This is a genomic window from Pseudomonas sp. R4-34-07, assembly GCF_003852375.1.
In the GTDB taxonomy this organism is placed as follows: Bacteria; Pseudomonadota; Gammaproteobacteria; order Pseudomonadales; family Pseudomonadaceae; genus Aquipseudomonas.
In genome coordinates this window covers 3,189,455-3,208,192 of the sequence record NZ_CP027760.1, presented here as the reverse complement: position 1 = coordinate 3,208,192, position 18,738 = coordinate 3,189,455, and the positions used below count along the sequence as shown (strand labels likewise).

The window sequence follows — 18,738 nt, the reverse complement described above, 5'->3', positions numbered from 1 at the left end:
TATGGACTCATCCCTGTCCGCCAAGCCTCAAAACCTTGACCTAGCAAAGGGCAATACCCGCCGCAGCTTCCTGAAAAAATCCCTCGCTGTTTCCGCCACGCTCGCCACCGTCGGCGGCGCCGCGCTGAGCCGATTCTCCGAGGCCGCCGAACCCTTGAGTCAGCGTTACCCTGATCCACTGGTTCATATCCTCGACGACAGTTTTCTCGAGCTACGCGTATTCAACGCCAGCGTTGAAAAACTCGCCACCGGTATGCGCTGGGCCGAAGGGCCGGTGTGGGTCGGTGATGGCCGCTATTTGTTGGTCAGCGACATTCCCAATAATCGCATCATGCGCTGGGACGAAATCAGCGACACCTTCAGCGTTTACCGCGAACACTCGAATTTCTCCAACGGCATGTGCCGGGATCGCCAGGGGCGTCTGATCGTCTGCGAAGGCTCGACCACCACCGGCGAAGGCCGTCGCATTACGCGCACCGAATACAATGGCGCGATTACCGTGCTGGCCGACAGCTTCGACGGCAAGCGCTTCAATTCGCCCAACGACATTGTCTGCAAAAGTGACGGATCGATCTGGTTCACCGACCCGCCATTCCAGACCGGCAACAACTACGAAGGGCACAAAATCACCCCGACCCAACCCCACGCCGTGTACCGCATCGATGGCGAGAGCCAAGCAGTCACGCGGGTAATCGATGACCTCAACGGCCCCAACGGCCTGTGCTTTTCTCCCGATGAAAAAACCCTGTACGTCGTCGAAGGTCGCGCCAAGCCCAATCGCCTGATCTGGGCGATTGCCGTGAAGGATGACGGCACACTGGGCGAACGGCGCAAGCACATCGAGGGGCTGGACTATGCCGCAATCGACGGCATCAAATGCGACGAAGCGGGCAACCTGTGGTGCGGCTGGGGCGGCAATGGGGATCCCAAGGCTGACCTGGAAAAACTCGATGGCGTGCGCGTGTTCAATCCGCAGGGCATGGCCATCGGGCACATTTCGCTGCCCGAGCGCTGCCCGAACGTGTGCTTTGGGGGCCGCGAGGGGAATCGGCTGTTCATGGCCAGTAGTCACTCGATCTACGCGCTGTTTGTGAATACGCGTGGGGCTACGTTTGTGTTGTGAAGACGACATCCCGCCGCGCATCCGAGGATGCGCGGCCTTCAGGCCCGTTCTGACGAGCGCGCAATTTTGTCATCGTTCGCCAGCAATCCCGGCATGTAGTCTTGAAGGAACGCCACCCAGGTTTTGATTTTGGCATCGACGAATTTTCGTGAAGGGTAGATCGCAAACAGGTTCAACTCTTCGAAACGATATTTCGGCAGCACCCGCACCAGGGTGCCTGCCTTGAGGCCGGCCACGGCGGACGCGATCGGCTGGATGCCAATGCCCATGCCAAGCGTGATGGCGACGGTCATGGCATCGGCGGTGTTGACGTGGAACGGCGACAGCGGCGTGGTCACGGTTTCCACGCCTTCAGGCCCTTCGAAAATCCAGTGTTCAGCCGGCATGACCGTGTTGACGATTCTCAAGCAATCACGCTCACCCAGCGAACCCGGGGTGTCGGGCATTCCGCGTTTGTTCAGGTAGTCAGGCGAAGCGCACAGGATGCTGTAGGTGGTGCCCAGCCGCTGCGCAACGAAGCCCGAATCCGGCAGGTCCCGCGCCAGCACGATCGACATGTCGTAGCCTTCCTCCAGCAGATCCGGCAGCCGATTGTTCAGCGTCAAATCAAACAGTACCGAGGGATAGGTCTCTCGGTATTTTGCGATGGCGTCGATCACGTAGTGATTGCCGACGGCCGCCATGGCGTGGATTTTCAAGCGGCCCACGGGCGTGACCTGTGCGGTGCCGGCTTCCTCGTCGGCCTCCCGCAGCTCGTCCAGAATCTTCTCGCAGCGTTGCAGGTAACGTGTGCCGGCCTCGGTCAGCGCCAGGCGCCGGGTCGTGCGGTTGATCAGGCGGGTTTGCAGGCGGGCCTCGAGGTGGGTGACCGCTTTGGAAACGTGGTTCGTGGTGGTGTCCAGCAACTGGGCCGCCGCAGTAAAACTGCCGCTTTGGGCGACCGCCAGGAAACAGCGCATGGTCTGGAAAACATCCATCATTATCACCTCAAGGGAAAAAGGAACGGCCAGCGCCGTCCCTGTCGCGTACTAGTGTTTGCGCGGGATGAAACCCGGAACCCCCGTCTCGACCACCGAGTTGAAGCGTATGCGCGTGGTGATCTCTTCGCGAATTTCCTGCATGGCCCTATGGGGCAGGGTGGTGATGTTGAAGTTTTCGCGGATATGGCTCGGTGTCGCCGAGGTGGTCAGGAACGCGGCGCCGCGCTGTACCGCCCAAGCCAGCAATACTTGGGCCGGCGTGCGATGCAAATGCCGGGCGATACTGGTAATCACCTCGTCTTCCAACACGTTCGGCTCCATGCCATGCCCGAGTGGGGCAAAGGCGAGGACGACGATTCCATGCTGTTTGCAGAATTCCAGCAGTTCCCATTCCGGCAGGTAAGGGTGGGATTCGACCTGCACCACGGCAGGCTTGATCCGCGCCTGGGCGACAAGCTCCTTCAGCGCTTGGAGCGTGATATCGGACAGGCCGATAGATCCGCAACGGCCTTCATCCACCAGTTGCTCGAGCGCCCGCCAGGTGTCGATCAGCTTCACGTCGTTGTCGTAGAGGACATGACCGAACGCATCGCGTGGGTCCTGATCGTCACCTGCCTTGAATGCGAAGGGCGTGTGGATCAGATAGCAATCGATGTAGTCCACCTGAAGCCGACGGCAACTGGCCTCGAACGCAGGCAATACGCGCTCGGGACGGTGGTTGGTGTTCCACAGCTTGGTGGTGATGAACAGGTCTTCGCGCCGCGCCTTGCCCGTGTCCATGAAGGCTTTGAAGGCAACGCCTACACGTTCTTCGTTGCGATACCGCTCGGCGCAATCAAAATGGCGGAACCCGGTTTCCAGCGCGTGGGTGACCGCCTCGGTGGTGACGCTGAGGTCTTTGAACAGGGTGCCGAAACCGACGGCGGGCATTTTGCCCGTGCCGTGATTCAGCGCAAATGTTGTAGCGCGCAGTTCATCGTGAAACGCTTCGTAGGACATGTCATTACTCCAATATCGAGGCCGCAGCCTCTACTGATAGGCACGTTGTGGGGCTTGGTGGCGAGCAATCCGTTGCTCACCGACGCCGACGGTGTTGCCGCCGAGGGCGACAAACAGCTGCACGATGTCGAGGTACTGCGCGGTCTTCGCGCGGACATGGCCCAGCAACGACTGTTGATAGGCGCGCTCGGCTTCCAATACCTGGAGGATGCTGGTTTCACCCAGGGCGTAGGCTTGCTGGTTCAGCCCCAGGCTGGTTTGCGCCGCTTGCAGGGCCTCTTCTTGGGCGCGCAACTCTTCGGCGTCATGGTTGATCGCTTGCAGCGTGTCCGCGACCTGGCCGAACGAGCTGATGACGGTCTGCTGATAGCCGGCCAGCGCCGCGTTGTAGCCTTCAATCGCTGCCTGCTGCTCGGCCTTGAGGCTGCCGCCATTGAAGATCGGCCCGGCGACGCCCGCCGCGAAACCCCAGAGCGCAGCAGCGCCATTGCCTGACGCCGCCTGGGCGAACGAGGCGGACAACGTCACCCGTGGATACAAATTGGCGGTGGCCACGCCGACAGCGGCGCTGGCAATGTGCAGCCCGGCCTCGGCCTGGCGTACGTCCGGGCGGTTGTGCGCCATTTCCGAGGGCAGGCTCACCGGCACGTTTGATGGCAAGGTGAATTCATCGAGATGGAAGTCCGGCGCGATCCAGTCAGCCGGTCCCTTGCCGGCCAGGATCGACAGCGCATGGCCGGCCGCCTGCCGTTGCTGGGCCAGCGGTGGCAGCAGGGTGCGGTCCTGGGCCAGACGCGTTTCGGCCAACGACACGTCGATTCGCGTGGCACTGCCGTTGAGACGGGCCGCGCGCACCAGTTCGAGGTTTTTGCTGTCATTGGCCAGCAGTTTTTCCACGGCCAGGATTTGCGCATTGGCCGAGGCCGCCCGCAAGGCCTGACTGGCGACTTCGCCGGTCAGGGTCAGGTACGCCGCTTCGAAACGATGCCGTTGCAGCTCGGTAAACGCTTGCCGCTGTTCGACCAGCCGTTGATTGCCGCCGAACACATCCAGATCAAAACCGACCCTAGGCCCGACCGCGTAGATATTGGCGGTCGAAGGTGCCTGGGCGTTGTGCACGCGCTGGCGACCCGCCGTGGCGCCGAAGTCGGCTTGCGGGTACAGCGCACCTTGTGCCGCTGCCACGGCTTGAGACGCCTGGCGAAGGGTTGCGTCGGCAGCAACCAGTTCAAGGTTGCCATCAATGGCACGGCGCATTACCTGGTCCAGCTTGGCTGAGCGCAAGGCAGACCACCATTGCCCGCTGACTTTTTGACCGAGCGCAATGCGTTGCTGAGCGCCCAGACGTTGTTCGGCCTGCGGGTCGTAATGCTGCGAAGGGCTCGGTTCAGGTGCTTTGAAGTCAGGGCCAACGCTGCAGGCCGAGAGAAAAGCCAGTGCCGACAGTGCCGCGAGTTTCGGTTGGAACAGGTGGATGGATTTCATTGGGCACACTCCACGAAGCTAGTTGGCCGCAGCAGGTTTGCGAAGAAAGAGCATCAGCGGGCACACCACCAGCATGGCCACCATCAGGATCTTGAATTGGTTGACCACAGCGATGAACGCCGCCTGGTGGGTGATCAGGTGGTTGAGCCCTTCAAGCGCCTGCAGCGACAGCGGCGCGCTGCCGAAATGGGCAGCAGCGCGATAGGCCGTCACGTTGCTGGCCAGCGCCGAGTGCATCGCCTGGGTGGTGTTGAAGAAGAAAATCTGCACGATCGCCACGCCGAGAGTGCTGCCGTATACCCGCGACAGATTGAACAGGCCGGTGCCTTCGGCACGCAACGCGGGGTCGAGGGTGCTGAACGCAACCTTGGTCAGCGCCGGCATCAGGATGCCGATGCCGATTCCCTGTATCGCGCCGGTTACCGCAACGGGCCAGCCGTCCATCAACGGCGAATAGCCGAGCATCAGCCAGTTGGCATAAATCACCGCTCCCGCGCCTGCCGCCACGAACAGTCGACGGTCGAAGCGCTCAGGCACACGCCCCATCAACAGGAACCCGCCGACCAGGGCGATGCCCCGTGGCAGGGTCAGCGCACCGGTGGTGTCAGGCGGGTAGCCGAGAATCTCATTGAGCATCGGCGACGTCAGGGCCATGGTCGACAGCAGCACAAAACCCACGGCGAAAAAAATGATCGTCGACAGCACGAAATTGCGATCACCCAGTAGACGCTTGTTGAGGAAATGAGCCTTTCTGGTCAATACATGCGCCAGGAACCCATACAGGCCCAGCGCACTGGCCAGCGCCTCGGCCCAGATTTCCGGCGAGTCGAACCAGTCCATGCGCTCGCCACGGTCGAGCAGCATTTGCAGGCTGATCAATGCCAGGGTGAAGGTGCCAAAACCAAAGAAGTCGAACGCCGGGGCCTTCGTGGCTTTTTTCTCGGCCAGCAGCAATGCCACGACCAGGAAGATGTAGGCCGACAACGGCAGGCTGACGTAGAAAATCGGGCGCCAGTCGTAATGCTCGGCAATCCAGCCACCGATGGCCGGGCCGCTGACGATGCCCACCAGCACGATGGCCGTCCAGGTTGCGCCGAACTTCAGGCGTTTTTCGGGGGCCAACGTCTCCATGGCAATTGCCATCGACAGGGGCGCCAACACGCCACTGGCCAGGCCCTGGATGACTCGTGCGCCGATGAACGCCAGCGCAGTGCTGGAAACCGTAGCCAGCAGCAAGCCGAGCACAAAGAAGGCCAGCGCGGCTTGATACACCCGCTTCAAGCCAAAACGTGCGGTAAGCCATTGCGCGACCGGCAGGGTGATCGCGCTCGCCGCCAGGTACGCGGTGAAGATCCAGCCCGCCTGGTCGTCGGTCATCGACAGGCTGCCTTGAATCAACCGCAGTACCGCGTTCGGCAACGGCAGGTTCGCCGACTGCATGTAGGTCGCGAGCAGAACGGCCAACCTGAGCGAGCGCGCACTGCTTGCATGCGGGGTTGTCTGAGCATGGGCGTTCATTGCAAGTGACCTGCCGACAGTAACGATTTGAGCGGGTGCCACCATGGCGTGCGATGTCCGGTATCCACCGTGACCGTAGCGCTGGTGCCTGAAAACAGCGGCAGGGCAGGGTCTGCGTCATCCAGTTCAAGGCGAACCGGGACGCGCTGGACCACTTTCACCCAGTTGCCGGTGGCATTTTCCGGCGGCAGCAGGGCGAAGTCCGAACCGGCGCCGGGGCTCATGCTGGTGACGTGGGCCTTGAACACGCGGTCCGGGTAGGTGTCGATGCGGATGGTCGCTTCCTGGCCGGGGCGCATGTGCGTCAGCTGGGTTTCGCGGAAGTTGGCCTCAACCCAGGTTTGGCGGTCGTCAATCAACGCAAAGGCCGGCGCGCCGCTGTCGAGGTGGTTGCCCACCTGAACGTCATCGACCTTGGCAACGATACCGTCAGCCGGCGCGTAAACCGTGGCATACGACAGGTAGAGCTGCGCCTCGTCCAGAATGGCCCTGGCCTCTCGGACGCTGGGGTGAGTGTCGGCTTCGATGTTCGGGTTGCCGTTCAACGCTGAAACGGTGGCGGCGATCTGTTGTTCGATGGACGCGATGCGCTGCAGCGCCACCTTGAGGTCGGTTTCCGAGCGTTCATAAAGGGAACGGGACACGAACTCGGTTGCCACCAACGCTTTCTTGCGGGCAAATTCCTTGCGGTCGAAGCCCGCCGACGCTTTCGCCGACTGCAGTTGCGCCTGTTGCTGGCGATAGCTGGCCTTGAGGCCATCGATGCGCAGCCGTGCGACACCCAGTTGCGCTTCGGCACGATCGATCGCGATCTGCAACGGCTTGGGGTCGATGCGAAACAACGCTTGGCCTTGGGCCACCTTTTGATTGTCGTCAACCATGATTTCCACTACCTGCCCGGAAATACGTGCGTTGATCGTGGCCTTGGCTACCCGGGCGTAGGCGTTATTGGTCGTGATGAAAGGCACGCCGGCCACGTAGTACGCGTAGCCAACGACGGCGAAGAGCGCGGGCACGCCGACCATCAGCCAGGGCCGCACCTTTTCCTTCAAGGAGGTGTTGATGGGCGATGGGGTTTCAAAGGCCTGCGAAGCCGGGAGGTCGATTTGCGTAGTCATGATCGAGTGCACCTTTAACCGGGAAGCCGGGCCTGGCGTCGTCGCCTGGCACCGACAGGAATAACTGCTGTTGGAAAGCAAACCCGCAGGTGGTTGGGAGGGTTGCTCCGCCACCTCTGTTTCGTCGTTGCAACACCCGGTTTGAGCTTCGCGTGAACAAACATGGATCAAGGAATTTGTGATTCCTTGTTTTTGTGCGATGGTGTAAAAATATCCCCACATTCACCTTCCTGCAAGGATTTTGTACGATATGGCACAAAATAAACCGACAGAGGGTAAAGGCCGCGGCCGACCCCGTGCATATGACCCGCAGACAGCGCTGCAACAAGCGCTCGATGTGTTCTGGAGTACCGGCTACTCCGGCGCGTCTCTGGACAGCATCGCCACAGCGGCAGGCATGAATCGCCCGAGCCTTTACGCGGCCTTCGGTGGCAAGCATTCGCTGTACATCAGGGCGCTGGAGCAATATTGGGACGTTGCCGGCGCCGAGATGCAGGCGGCGCTGACGGATAGCAGCCTGACATTGCGTGAGGCGTTGCTGCGTTTCTATGAGGGGCAGTTGTCGATCTACTTTTCGGGCGAAGGTCAGCCGCGTGGCTGCTTCGCGATCGGCACGGCGACCACCGAAGCGGTCGAGGACCCGGAAATTCGCGCGGTGCTGTCGGACCGCCTCGGCCGCCTCGATGCCGACCTGGAAGTGCGCCTGCGAGCGGCCATTGAGTCCGGAGAGTTGAGAGGCGATGTTGACGCCGCAGCGCTGGCGGTACTGGCGTCATCGTTGCTGCACAGCATCTCTATCCGTGCACGGGCGGGTAAACCCCGCAATGAGCTGACCGAGTTGGTATGCAAGGCGGTAAGCGTGATCTGCGGTGAATGAAGGCCTAGAAGACATACTGGCCGAGCAGTTGGCGGTGGTGTTTTGCGGAATCAACCCCGGCATGACCGCTGCCGCTCAAGGGCATCACTTTGCGGGCCGAGGCAATCGTTTCTGGCGCACGCTGCATCTGGCCGGGTTTACGCCTGGGCAAGTGCCTGCGCAAAGTGATCGCACCCTGCTTCAGTACCAGTGCGGACTGACCGCCGTGGTCGAACGGCCAACGGCACGGGCCGATCAATTGTCCAGGCAGGAGTTCATCGCAGCGGCCGTGGCTTTCGAACAGAAGATCGCTCGTTATGCACCGCGCTATGTGGCGTTTCTCGGCAAGGCGGCGTATGCGGCGTTATCCGGGCAGCGCCACGTGGAGTGGGGGCTGCAGAGCAGGACTTTCGGCAATGCCGCCGTGTGGGTCTTGCCCAACCCCAGTGGGCGAAACCTGGCGTTCAGCCTGGAGCAACTGGTGGTGGCCTACCAGCAGCTCAGGCAGGTCGCATGCAACTAAGGACGTGTTTGCGCCGACTCCGGAAACGCTGAGCCGACCACCATTCGTCTAACAGCCGGCACTCTGCCTGCCATGCCGTCTCTGAATATCAAGCGCGGATATCCCGAGCGTTTTTGAACGGAGAGCCAGCATGCACATCAATGAAAATGCCCCAGGAAACCTTTCCCAGCAGGCAGTGACCCGCAGCACGGACAACGAAACCGGGCACGATCCCAAGCGCGACGAAGATGGCATTCCGTTGCCGCCGGACGACGAGGCGCCTCTGGAGGAGGATATGTCCGATGTAGATGCGGCCGATTCGGTGGCGAGTGAGCATCCGGATAACTAGTGGTTGATTCAACTTTCCGAACCCGGCCTGGTGCCGGGTTTTTTTGCGCTCGTGGTGCGTACGGGAGGGCTCGCTCGGCTCGGGCGGGGGCCTGGAAGGGGACTGCTACGCAGTCCAGCGGGAGCAAGCTCCCTCGCCACAGGGGTTCCTGAATGGTTTTTCGACGGGTGACGCGTCTAGATCAAGGGTTATAGCCCCGTCAGGGTTGTCATCAGCGTCTTGGCCGACTACCCTGGAAATGTTTGTATTGTTACAAACAATTTCGGTGCGACTGTTTTCCAGTCACACGGCTTCAGGACGAGGAACGAAAAATGTTTTCACACGAAGGTACCGCATTAGAGCTGTTAACCCTGGTTTTCGGTGTGACAGGCCTACTCTTGGTGGCCTGGTTCTTTCATCATCAATACGAACTCAGAGCGCGAAAGCGTGTAAAAAAACAACGCGCCGGCGACGGGCAGCACTCAGCGCAAAGCCGCTGACTCCCCATAACCTGGCGGCTGGCCTCAACCAGCCGCTTCGGCTCTGTTGATCCGCTGCGCTCTGACTTCCTGTGCATAGGCTTCAATACGTTGCTGCTGGACGGCTAACAGCGCGCATACCTTCTTAAGCAGCGGCGCCTGATCACAAGCGTTGTCGGCGGCTGCCAGGGCCGTCAGCTCAACCACCGACCAGCCGATGACAGCGCTGGCATCTTCAAGGTCGTAGAACAATTCCTGCTGCGCGGTCCTGGGGCCGTCCAGATTCTCTATCACCGTGTCCACCGCGTTATTCGTAGGCAAAGAAAAGCCCGCAATGGGGGAGCGGGCTAAAAGGGTGTTCATGTAGGAGCTGGGTTAACCTTAGGCCTGCGTCTGTGAAAGCTTTGTGAAACCCACGTCATCAAAGTGTATTCCTCGATCCAACATCAGCTGTATGGGGCGATAAACTGCGCAACCCTCTACTGTCGCAGGACATCAACTCCGCTTGGATGCCGCGCCATGTTCATGTCCACCAGCCTTCTGTCAGCCTTTGTGCTGTTCGCCTTCGTCTCCTCGATCACGCCGGGCCCCAACAACACCATGTTGCTGGCCTCTGGCGTGAATTTCGGCTTTCGGCGTTCGATGCCTCATGCACTGGGTATCAGTATTGGCTTCATGGTGCTGGTGATTTGCGTGGGGTTGGGCCTGGGCGAAGTGTTCAAGCTGTTCCCCTGGGCGTACACGCTGTTGCGCTATGTCGGTGCTGCTTATCTGCTGTACCTGGCGTGGAAGATCGCCAACGCTGGCGGTATGGCGGACAGCACTGACGAACAGGGCAAGCCGATGACTTTTCTCGGCGCGGCGGCCTTCCAGTGGGTCAACCCCAAGGCGTGGATCATGGCGCTGGGCGCGATCACTACCTACACGCCGGCCGAGGGTTACGTGACCAATGTGCTGGTGATCGCGCTGGTGTTTGCCGTGGTCAACTTGCCCAGTGTGTGCGTGTGGGTCGGTTGCGGCAGCGGCTTGCGCAGCGTATTGCGCGAACCGCGCTGGTTGAAGGTGTTCAACTGGACGATGGCGGGTCTGTTGGTGCTGTCGTTGTATCCGATGCTCGTTGTCGGGTGACAGCGCACTAGACCGGCGAGATGGTCGCCAGCAAGCCGATGCCGATGGTCAGCACCAGAAAACCGAACAGGAAAATAGCCATCTTGGTCATAAGGCCTCCGAAGGGAAGGGGGGCGACAGGAATGTCGGGGTAGCGCCATTGTCCGCTTCGGGCGGTTTTCGATACAGACGCAGATGGCGCGCAAAAAACCGTATCAGATTGCGCCGCAGCGGCTGAACCGGGGGGTTTGAAAGCCCCACGGTTTTTAAAGATCAGCGGCATGGATTGAGACAGGTACCCCATTTGCCCCTAAGATAGCGCCCATTGCATCAACAAGAAGAGTGGGCCAACCCTCGATGGAAAGACGCCAGTTCAGCGGTGGCATGAAGGGCAAGAACCTGCGCTACCTCAATGACAACCCCCGGCAGCCGGCTGCGGTCACCCGCATCGGCTTTTTGTTGCTCGAACACTTCTCCCTGCCTGCCTTCACCCAAACCCTCGACACCCTGGTCACCGCCAACCTGCTGCGCCCCGAGCTGTTCGCGACGCGCACGTTCGGTTGGGACGAGCGTGAAGTCATCAGCGACCTTGGGCTGGTCATCCGCCCCGATGCGCGCCTGGAACTGGCCGTGCTGGCGGAGTTGGACCTGCTGGTGATCTGTGGCGGGTTTCGCACCGAACTCAAGGCCAGTGAAGACTTCATTCAGATCCTGCGCGCCGCAGCCGAACACGGCGTCGGGCTTGCCGGTTTGTGGAACGGCTCGTGGTTCCTCGGCCGTGCCGGGTTGTTGCAGGGCTACCGCTGCGCCATCCACCCGGAGCATCGCCCGGCGCTGGCGGAGGTGTCCAAGGCCGCGCAGGTGACCAGCGAGCCCTATGTGATCGACCGCGACCGCCTGACCGCTTCCAGCCCGTCGGGCGCCTTCCATATGGCCCTGGACTGGATCAAGAGCCTGCACGGCAAGGCGCTGGTCGAAGGCATCGAAGACATCCTCGCCTTCGAAGAGTCGCGCTACCGGCGTATCAAACCGACCGAAAACGTCTGCGTCAGCGCACCGCTGCGCGAAGTGGTCAAGTTGATGGACGCCAACCTCGAAGAACCCCTGGAACTCGACCAGCTCGCCGTCTACGCCGGCCGCTCGCGCCGCCAGCTGGAGCGTCTGTTCAAGGAACAACTGGGCACCACGCCGCAACGCTATTACATGGAATTGCGCGTCACCGAAGCGCGGCGCCTGTTGCAACACACCGAGCTGTCGCAAGTCGATGTGCTGGTGGCGTGCGGGTTCGTGTCGCCGAGTCATTTCAGCAAGTGTTACAGCGCGTATTTCGGCTACAGGCCATCGAAAGAAAAAAGGTTAGTCAAGTAGCGCGAGTGAACTGCATGGCTGAGAGTTTGGTGGCCAGGTACGCATGGTCGGGAGCGATTGATGAACTGGCCAAAACCTGCAGATGCAACGTGTCGCTCTTTAAATCCAGAATCCCGCTCAGGCTGGAAACTGTTGAGTCTTGCGTAGTGGCGACGGTGATGCTGACTGACTGCAAGGTGAGTTTGCTGGCCAGCGCATGGATGTCGGTAAAGCCGGAAATTTCAGTGGCTATGCTTGAGTGGACGCTGGTGAAATGGCCGTGAACGCTTCCAAAGCGCTGCTGGCTATCACTGCGCACACTCAGTACCAACGATGTGCCATCAGCGGCGTTCCATCTGCCTGCCAGGGCGTTTTCAACCGGCAGCCATTCTGAGGGGGCAACCGGCGCATGACGCAGTGACGGTTCAGCGCGATGATAAATCAGCTTGTCGACATAGGTACCACAGCTCGCAAACTCAGGGAAATCGCCACTGGCAACCAACAGGTGGGAAAGGGTCAGCACATCACCCTCGGGCGAGACGCTCAATTGGCCACTGAGTCCCGAGGTCCAGTTCCAGCTGGGATCGGGCTTTTCATTACCTAGATCGTGCCATTCAATGGCTAATGCGACTGGCTGACTCTTGGTACGGGTTGCGCCTGGCCCCGCTGAATATCCGGTGATCCGGTACTCGCCCGTCGAGCCGGTCGAGGAACGATACGACCCGTGGATGTTGTGTCCCGATACCGCCAGGCTCATGACTGATCCATAGTCGTTTTTCCAGATGCCCGCCACCGAAGTCGTTTTAGCCATAGGGCCTGGGAGGGTGACTTTATGGTTGAGTACCGCTCGCGCTCCAGGTACGAAGCGTTTCGAAGAGGATCGCGTAATGATCTGCGGGCCGTCGGGCCGATTGAACAACCAAACACCTACGGGCGCCAACGAATAGACCTCGCGATCACATTTGACCACCTGATACTCATACACGGTGTAGCAGTGCTCCATCACCAGCGACCCGACCAACACCAGGTCAGTCATGCCCAACGGTGCGAACTGAGGCAGCCTTTGGCCTTTTTGCGGACCTTCCTCGATCAGGCAGTTATAAAGGTCTGCGCCTAAGGTTATTTCTCCATCGGTGAACCCGAGCACGATATCTGGGTGCTCCCCCTGTGCAATAAGCGCCAATGTTTGACGCATAAGTGAATCGTCGCCCTTGAATTGTGAAGAGCCGGAATCGAGTGCGAATTGAATGTCCCTCGCCAATAAGTGCGAGCCGACCGAATAGGATTCCAGCGCTGTTGACCAGATGTATTCCACTCCGGGCAACTTGTTATAGACGGACCAAGGTAAAAACAGATGGGGCCCTTGGGTTTTTGACGGATCGACAGCGCCCATTTGGCAAGTGCCGTTGCGCGACCGGCTATTCCAATCAAACGTCACGTAGGGACAGGTAGGGGCCAGTTGACCCTCACGCATTAATGACTGAAGCACAAACGAACTGCGGTTTTCCAGGTAGGCACTGCTGCACGGCAGGCCCAGGCCGCCGTCCCAGTCCAGCTGTTTGAATTGCTCTCCCTCGTAAGCGGCCGTCAAGAACAACTGGATATCCACGAGGTCGTCGCCGGGAACGTCCAATACGTCGCAGGCGGCCTCGACCTGCATCGTGCCCCAGGGTCCGAAGCTGTAGGGGCGTCGCAGGCAATCGGTAAAGGCGAAGGTGCTGGACGCCGCGAAATCGAAACGGCCACCGGAAAAGTGCACGCACTGGTCGGCAGGGCACAGTGTCGAGGTAATCCAATTCATATTCGTACCCGTGTCAATCGCGAACCTGAGCGGTTGAGCCGGGGTGCCAAGTTTCAGGGTGCAGAACCAGGGTGAAGCGCCGTTATTCTGATAAGCCCCGCGCTGCATGGGCACTACCAGGCGGGTTGGGGGGTGTTGATTGTCCATGGGAACTCCGTTTCCAAGGGGAGAAGGATTGTTGGGTGTGGCGGCTGTCATTCAGCCTGGTTTTGAAGTGGGGCACAGTCAGCGCAGAGTCCTGCGACGCGTCGGATTCTGCGCTGAACAGGTGACTTCAACGTAATGCCTTGCCCTCGGTTTCGGGCATGAACGCGGTGAGAACCACCGTGACCACCAGGAACGCGTTGATGATCGTCGTCGTTTGGTTGAACGACGAACCGTATGCGATCAGCGCACCAATCAGCGAGGGCGCCAGTACGTTCGCCATACGTTGCGCGAAAATCGCCCAGCCATAGCCCACTGTGCGCAACGTTGTCGGGTACAGCTCACCGATCCACGCGCCCCATACGCCCCATGCCCCCAGGCTGAAGAATGCCAAGGCGAAGTTGCTCAGGTAGAGCATTTCCAGGCTGGTGGAATTGGCAAAACCGTAGCCGGCCAGCACGGAGGCGCTGATAAAACCCACGATGATTTTCTTGCGCCCGAAACGTCCTGTCAGGTACGACGCGGTCATGTAGCCGGGGATCATGCAGAGCGCCGACAGCGCAATGAAACCGTAGCTTTGCGGCAGGTTGAGGCCACGTTGTTGCAGCAACGTCGGGAGCCACGTCTGTAAGCCCCAGTAGCCCCAGGAGAAGGTGAAGTTGACGGTGATCTGCAGCAGGCTGATGCCGAGCAAGCCGCCCTTGAACAATTCCCGGTGCAGGCCCGAGGTACTGCGGTCAACCTGCAATACACATTCATCATCGAGCTTCACTGCGCCCCGGCTCAAGGCATTGATCGATGCCCGGGCATCCTGTTGTCGACCCACCGAGGCCAGCCAGTAAGGCGACTCCGGAACCCAGCGCGCGACCGCGATGGCCCAGAGCCCACCGAGCGAGCTCAAGATGATGATCGCTCGCCATCCTTGGGGCAGCAACCAGACCGTCGCGCCGAGGGCCAGCAGCATGCCGATGGGCCAGCCGGACGCGAGATACACGGTCAGTGCACCTCGGTGGCGTATCGGCAACAGCTCCTGGAAATGCGCAAAGGTCACCACCATCATCCCCACCGCTGCAACGCCCGACAGCAGGCGCAAGGCGTATAGCGTCGAGTAGTCAGGCGAAAATGCGCTGGCCAGCGAAACCACCCCATACGAGGCCAGGCTCCAGATAATTGCGCGTTTACGGCCAATGCGTTCAGCGAGCCTGCCCCACGCCAGCGCGCCGAGCAGCATGCCGATGAACATCGCGCCGATCAGGTTGCCTACGGCAAGCGCATCCAGGGAAAACTCTTGTGCAATCAGCGGCGCGGTGTAGACGATGATCATCATCTCCCAGGCTTCGATCGCAAATACCAGGAACAGGACAAGGCAGCATCGCAGATGCGTGCGTGTCAGGGGGACGTCTTTGAACACATCACCCACGTTGGGGGCGAGCGTCGACGGTATCTCACTCATGGTGACGATCCTCTTTAGTGTCAGGCTTCAACGCGGTTGCCGATGGGGGCAGGGCTCTGAAAGAGTCCGAACCGTGCGATTTCGGCTTCAGGCGGCGGTTCACAACTGCCCACCCGACTGGGCCGCCATCCAAACCGGCGCTTCATTCCTGCCATGGATTCCGCGACCTTGAAGGCAGCGACGACGGGGTCTATCACCGGTACGCCCACTTCCCGTTGTACCTGCTCGAAAAAACCGAACTCGATGGTGCAACCGAGGATGACGGCCTCGGCGCCGTCTTCCTGTACCGCGCGATGGGCTTGCTCGATAATCTTGCGTCGCGTCAGGGCAGGGTCACGCTGGAATTCATCGACACCCATGTCCAACGATCGCATTGACGCCAGTCGATTGCCTGCGCCGTAGCCGCTCACTCGCGTACGCATCTGTTCGATCCATTTGGTCCGGCCGACAATCACCGAAAACCGATTGGCCAGATGCTCCATGACTTGCAGGCTCGCCTGGCACGGCCCGACTACCAGGGTTTCACCTGATATTTCACGGGCATCTTCCAGTGCCGGATCGTAGAAGCAGCCCAGTACCAGCGCATCCACGCCCGACGGCTCGCAGTCACGGGCAATGCGCACGATGCGCTCATAGGTGAGTGCCTCATAGGCACGATATTCCAGGTGTGTCGGGCTGGGATTCATGTCAAACGACACCACCTCGATCCGCGTGGAGGGTTGTTTGATGCTATGCAGCAATTGCGCAATGGGCGTGTCGAACGTCGAGCAGCCAATCGGGTTGAGCCAGCGTACGGTCACGGGTACGTCTTGCGCGGGGTTGTTCGAACTTGAATTGTCCATAGGGTATTCCTCTCTCGGTGGGCTGATGGCACTAGAAAAACTTCACCAGAGCCATGGTCAAACTATTGGAATAGGGCAGGTTATCGCTGTGGTAGTAGTCAAAATTCAGGTTGGCGGACAGGTAGAACTTCTGTTTGCTGAAACCTGTGTAGGTCATCGCCGGACCGATCTTGCCTTGCCGGGACTCCTTGAAGTCCGATGCCGAGCGGTTGTTGATGTGGTAGGCGTGATGCACCCCGAGCCAGAGGTCGTCCGTCACCGCATACCCGGCGGCGATATTGGCCAGCCAGTAACTGACGCCACCGCGCAGTTGGTTCGGGTTGCCGTCGCCGAGGTCGGTGGCGTGTCGATTGCGTGCCGCGTAGTGGATGCCGGCGGGGGTGACCGTGGCGGCAAAGCGGCCCATGCGAACGTAGAAGGGTAGGCTGAAGCTGGCGCCGTAACGGTTGGCAAAAGCGCCATAACCCGTTCCTTGATCATTGCCGTTGGGAAACTCAAGGGAGAGCGTCGGATTGACCCAGAAGGTGGTGTAGTCATCCGAACCATAAGCGCTGGTGGGCTCAAGCACGTTGTAGTAATAAGCCAGGCCCAGGTTCGGTGATGCGACGCTCCATGGATCATCGTTGCGGGTGCCATTGGTGCTGGCATACCCCGTATCGGCGCCCACCCAGAATTGCAATTGGTCACGCTGCGTTCCCGTAACGCCGGTTTCCGAAAAGTACGCCAGAACGGTATTGCTGCCGGCGCGAACGTCGCCTTTTGCGGTGCGGTTGAACACTGGAAACGATTCCAGGGCCCACGTCCCGGGTAAGCCTGGTTGAGCAAATCCAATGAACTGATCGCCCCGAGCTGCTGGGCTGATTGCTAAAACCAAGGCAAGGGTGGGCGCTACCCATATACGCGATGAGTACTGCGGTTTCATAGTGCTGCTCTCTTTTTTGTTGTTGTTCTTGAGGTCTGTGCGGAAGGTCAGTCTCTCCCAGGGATCACGTCACCAGGCCGTACACCTGTCGCGCCGTGGCGGCGTCGACATAGCCGTTTTTAAGGTCGTCGCGTACGGCGTCCGGATCACGTTGGCTGGCAGGGCCGTATCCACCACCGGCTCCAGTGCGCACTCTGACCAGGTCCCCGGCGCTCAGGGCGATACCACTGGCCATGCAATAGCGTTCGCTGTCGCCGTTGGTACGGACGACTTCGACGTAATTGGGCGTGCCTTCGGCCCCCTGTTCCAGGCCCCAGGGCGGAATGACCGAGCGCGTATAGCCGCAAGTCAGGAAGCTGCCGTCGGCACGAATGCGGTAGTCAATGCACACACCGCGCCCGCCGCGAAACTGCCCATGCCCGCCGGGTTCATCATTGAGTGTCATACGTTCGACATACAGCCCGTAGCGGGCCTCACAGACTTCAACTGGGCAGTTGTAAGTTTCGCCATGTAATCCGGAGTAAACAGCGTTATTGCCGTCGCGCCCTGGTTCGGCGCCCCACCCACCGATTTCCGGTTCGACAAGGGTGAACGTGCGGCCGGAGTCCGGGTGCACGCCGCCAATGATCGTGGCGCACACCGAGGCAAAGTTTCCGGCGGGCAGCCGGTCGGGGAAGTGTTGCGCCAGGCAACACAGGATCAAGTCATGCACGCGAATCAGGTTTTCGAAATAGAAGCCTTCAGCGGCAGGCGGCAATGCGTCGAACAGCGACCCGGGGCGGGTCAATACCCGGAGCGGGCGAAACGTGCCGCCATTGGTGATGCCTTGCGGGGCGGTCAACGCCTTGAAGGCCATCTGTGCCGCGACCACAGTACCGTCACGGCTGAGGTTGGTCGGGCCCAGGCATTGGTCGGGATTATCCCGAAGGTCAATCACCAATTCGGTGTTGCGTATATCGATACGCACCTTGAACAGACTGCCGTCGTCTTGCAGTTCTTCCAGGTTCAATTGCCCGGCGGGCAACGCGGCAAGGGCCCTGAGCGAAACTTTTTCGCCAAGGTCCATGAAGTCTTGCATGGCCAGTAGAAACAGCGCGCTGCCGTACTTGTTCACCAACTCCCGCAATCGCGTGGCCCCGCCGCGCACCGCAGCCACTCCCGCCCATAGGTCGCCTTCCATGAAGTCCGGCATTCGCGTGTTGGCGTGCAGGATCTGCAACACCGAGCGAATCGGTTGCCCTCGGCTGATCAATTTGACCGATGCCAGGCGCAAGCCCTCCTGGAAAATATCCGTGGCATCCGTGGACAGTGATCCGGGGACTCGGCCGCCGACATCATTCCAGTGCGCGATGTTGGCGGTCCAGGCGACCAGTTGACCGTCTGCGAACACAGGCATCGCCAGCACCACATCATTGAGGTGGGTGACCGCGCCGTCATGTGGGTCGTTGCTGATGAAAACGTCACCATCTTCGATGTCTTGAGGCAAAGGGTGATGCAGCAGGATTTTCTTGACTGCTTTGTCCAGCACACCGACAAACGCCGGGATACCCGCGCCGGAGCTGGCGATTTCGCCCTGGGCGTCGGTAATCCCGGTGCCCATGTCCAACACTTCGTAGATCACCGGGCTCATTGCGGCTTTGCGCATGACGGTGAACATTTCGTCCGCGATCGCCTGGAGTGAGTTTTGAATGATGTCGCGAGTGAAAATATCGAGACTACTCATGGCAGTGCTCC

The 18,738-nt window shown here is 60.2% G+C and carries 18 protein-coding genes; 6 read left to right on the top strand and 12 right to left on the bottom strand.

Features of this window, described 5'->3' with window-relative positions:
- The first annotated feature begins 1 nt into the window (after position 1).
- Complete coding sequence (locus tag C4J85_RS14690) at positions 2-1,123, top strand: SMP-30/gluconolactonase/LRE family protein (RefSeq protein ID WP_124410023.1); 1,122 nt, start codon at positions 2-4, stop codon at positions 1,121-1,123.
- A 38-nt stretch (positions 1,124-1,161) separates the two neighbouring features.
- On the opposite strand, the gene C4J85_RS14685 is transcribed toward C4J85_RS14690, so the two are convergent.
- The 5 genes from C4J85_RS14685 to C4J85_RS14665 are packed head-to-tail and all read right to left on the bottom strand — an operon-like array spanning position 1,162 to position 7,223.
- Positions 1,162-2,100, bottom strand: coding sequence for a LysR family transcriptional regulator (locus tag C4J85_RS14685; protein WP_124370837.1), 939 nt, complete (start codon positions 2,098-2,100; stop codon positions 1,162-1,164).
- Positions 2,101-2,151: 51 nt separating this feature from the next.
- Entirely contained in the window at positions 2,152-3,102 is a 951-nt protein-coding gene (locus C4J85_RS14680) for an aldo/keto reductase (protein WP_124367184.1), read from the bottom strand.
- A gap of 30 nt (positions 3,103-3,132) precedes the next feature.
- Positions 3,133-4,587, bottom strand: a complete 1,455-nt coding sequence (locus C4J85_RS14675) for an efflux transporter outer membrane subunit (RefSeq protein WP_124410022.1) — start codon at positions 4,585-4,587, stop codon at positions 3,133-3,135.
- Positions 4,588-4,605: 18 nt separating this feature from the next.
- Positions 4,606-6,105 (bottom strand): DHA2 family efflux MFS transporter permease subunit, encoded by a 1,500-nt coding sequence (locus C4J85_RS14670; protein WP_124370836.1) that lies wholly within the window; start codon positions 6,103-6,105, stop codon positions 4,606-4,608.
- Positions 6,102-7,223 (bottom strand): HlyD family secretion protein, encoded by a 1,122-nt coding sequence (locus tag C4J85_RS14665; protein ID WP_124367181.1) that lies wholly within the window; start codon positions 7,221-7,223, stop codon positions 6,102-6,104. Before C4J85_RS14665 ends, C4J85_RS14670 begins: the two co-directional genes overlap by 4 nt.
- Before the next feature lie 250 nt (positions 7,224-7,473).
- Here C4J85_RS14665 and C4J85_RS14660 point away from each other — a divergent pair, with 250 nt between their 5' ends.
- The 3 genes from C4J85_RS14660 to C4J85_RS14650 all read left to right on the top strand — a co-directional run bounded on the left by C4J85_RS14660 (position 7,474) and on the right by C4J85_RS14650 (position 8,930).
- Positions 7,474-8,100 (top strand): TetR/AcrR family transcriptional regulator, encoded by a 627-nt coding sequence (locus C4J85_RS14660; RefSeq protein WP_124410021.1) that lies wholly within the window; start codon positions 7,474-7,476, stop codon positions 8,098-8,100.
- On the top strand, positions 8,093-8,602 hold the full coding sequence (mug, locus tag C4J85_RS14655) for a G/U mismatch-specific DNA glycosylase (RefSeq protein ID WP_124370834.1): 510 nt from the start codon (positions 8,093-8,095) through the stop codon (positions 8,600-8,602). Before C4J85_RS14660 ends, mug begins: the two co-directional genes overlap by 8 nt.
- Before the next feature lie 130 nt (positions 8,603-8,732).
- Positions 8,733-8,930 carry a hypothetical protein gene (locus C4J85_RS14650; RefSeq protein ID WP_124363016.1) on the top strand — a complete coding sequence of 66 codons (198 nt, stop codon included), beginning with the start codon at positions 8,733-8,735 and terminating at the stop codon, positions 8,928-8,930.
- A 503-nt stretch (positions 8,931-9,433) separates the two neighbouring features.
- On the opposite strand, the gene C4J85_RS14645 is transcribed toward C4J85_RS14650, so the two are convergent.
- On the bottom strand, positions 9,434-9,691 hold the full coding sequence (locus C4J85_RS14645) for a hypothetical protein (RefSeq protein ID WP_124411196.1): 258 nt from the start codon (positions 9,689-9,691) through the stop codon (positions 9,434-9,436).
- A 216-nt stretch (positions 9,692-9,907) separates the two neighbouring features.
- Between C4J85_RS14645 and C4J85_RS14640 the strand changes: the two genes are divergently transcribed.
- Positions 9,908-10,516: a LysE family translocator gene (locus C4J85_RS14640; RefSeq protein WP_124367178.1), complete on the top strand. Its 609-nt coding sequence runs from the start codon at positions 9,908-9,910 to the stop codon at positions 10,514-10,516.
- 7 nt (positions 10,517-10,523) lie between these two features.
- Here the strand turns inward: C4J85_RS14640 and C4J85_RS14635 are convergent, their stop codons facing one another.
- Complete coding sequence (locus C4J85_RS14635) at positions 10,524-10,778, bottom strand: hypothetical protein (protein WP_124410020.1); 255 nt, start codon at positions 10,776-10,778, stop codon at positions 10,524-10,526.
- Between the two features lie 101 nt (positions 10,779-10,879).
- Here C4J85_RS14635 and C4J85_RS14630 point away from each other — a divergent pair, with 101 nt between their 5' ends.
- On the top strand, positions 10,880-11,863 hold the full coding sequence (locus tag C4J85_RS14630; protein ID WP_124411195.1) for a GlxA family transcriptional regulator: 984 nt from the start codon (positions 10,880-10,882) through the stop codon (positions 11,861-11,863).
- Here C4J85_RS14630 and C4J85_RS14625 read toward each other — a convergent pair.
- From C4J85_RS14625 to C4J85_RS14605, 5 genes are all read right to left on the bottom strand, one after another.
- On the bottom strand, positions 11,856-13,790 hold the full coding sequence (locus C4J85_RS14625) for an avidin/streptavidin family protein (protein ID WP_124410019.1): 1,935 nt from the start codon (positions 13,788-13,790) through the stop codon (positions 11,856-11,858). The genes C4J85_RS14630 and C4J85_RS14625 overlap by 8 nt on opposite strands.
- Before the next feature lie 127 nt (positions 13,791-13,917).
- Positions 13,918-15,240 (bottom strand): MFS transporter, encoded by a 1,323-nt coding sequence (locus C4J85_RS14620; RefSeq protein WP_124410018.1) that lies wholly within the window; start codon positions 15,238-15,240, stop codon positions 13,918-13,920.
- Positions 15,241-15,260: 20 nt separating this feature from the next.
- Positions 15,261-16,082 (bottom strand): aspartate/glutamate racemase family protein, encoded by an 822-nt coding sequence (locus C4J85_RS14615; RefSeq protein WP_124410017.1) that lies wholly within the window; start codon positions 16,080-16,082, stop codon positions 15,261-15,263.
- Positions 16,083-16,113: 31 nt separating this feature from the next.
- Positions 16,114-16,860 carry a hypothetical protein gene (locus C4J85_RS14610; protein WP_256657778.1) on the bottom strand — a complete coding sequence of 249 codons (747 nt, stop codon included), beginning with the start codon at positions 16,858-16,860 and terminating at the stop codon, positions 16,114-16,116.
- Positions 16,861-17,068: 208 nt separating this feature from the next.
- Complete coding sequence (locus C4J85_RS14605) at positions 17,069-18,727, bottom strand: hydantoinase B/oxoprolinase family protein (RefSeq protein WP_124407296.1); 1,659 nt, start codon at positions 18,725-18,727, stop codon at positions 17,069-17,071.
- Positions 18,728-18,738 lie beyond the last annotated feature (11 nt).

Excerpts from the sequence above, each read along its gene's own strand:
- C4J85_RS14620 (WP_124410018.1), bottom strand. The coding sequence starts at position 15,240 with ATGAGTGAGATACCGTCGACGCTCGCCCCCAACGTGGGTGATGTGTTC.
- C4J85_RS14685 (WP_124370837.1), bottom strand. The coding sequence starts at position 2,100 with ATGGATGTTTTCCAGACCATGCGCTGTTTCCTGGCGGTCGCCCAAAGC.
- C4J85_RS14650 (WP_124363016.1), top strand. The coding sequence starts at position 8,733 with ATGCACATCAATGAAAATGCCCCAGGAAACCTTTCCCAGCAGGCAGTG.
- C4J85_RS14630 (WP_124411195.1), top strand. The coding sequence starts at position 10,880 with ATGAAGGGCAAGAACCTGCGCTACCTCAATGACAACCCCCGGCAGCCG.
- C4J85_RS14625 (WP_124410019.1), bottom strand. The coding sequence starts at position 13,790 with ATGGACAATCAACACCCCCCAACCCGCCTGGTAGTGCCCATGCAGCGC.
- C4J85_RS14680 (WP_124367184.1), bottom strand. The coding sequence starts at position 3,102 with ATGTCCTACGAAGCGTTTCACGATGAACTGCGCGCTACAACATTTGCG.
- C4J85_RS14635 (WP_124410020.1), bottom strand. The coding sequence starts at position 10,778 with ATGCCGCTGATCTTTAAAAACCGTGGGGCTTTCAAACCCCCCGGTTCA.
- C4J85_RS14665 (WP_124367181.1), bottom strand. The coding sequence starts at position 7,223 with ATGACTACGCAAATCGACCTCCCGGCTTCGCAGGCCTTTGAAACCCCA.
- C4J85_RS14670 (WP_124370836.1), bottom strand. The coding sequence starts at position 6,105 with ATGAACGCCCATGCTCAGACAACCCCGCATGCAAGCAGTGCGCGCTCG.
- C4J85_RS14605 (WP_124407296.1), bottom strand. The coding sequence starts at position 18,727 with ATGAGTAGTCTCGATATTTTCACTCGCGACATCATTCAAAACTCACTC.
- C4J85_RS14640 (WP_124367178.1), top strand. The coding sequence starts at position 9,908 with ATGTTCATGTCCACCAGCCTTCTGTCAGCCTTTGTGCTGTTCGCCTTC.
- C4J85_RS14690 (WP_124410023.1), top strand. The coding sequence starts at position 2 with ATGGACTCATCCCTGTCCGCCAAGCCTCAAAACCTTGACCTAGCAAAG.
- C4J85_RS14675 (WP_124410022.1), bottom strand. The coding sequence starts at position 4,587 with ATGAAATCCATCCACCTGTTCCAACCGAAACTCGCGGCACTGTCGGCA.
- C4J85_RS14615 (WP_124410017.1), bottom strand. The coding sequence starts at position 16,082 with ATGGACAATTCAAGTTCGAACAACCCCGCGCAAGACGTACCCGTGACC.
- C4J85_RS14660 (WP_124410021.1), top strand. The coding sequence starts at position 7,474 with ATGGCACAAAATAAACCGACAGAGGGTAAAGGCCGCGGCCGACCCCGT.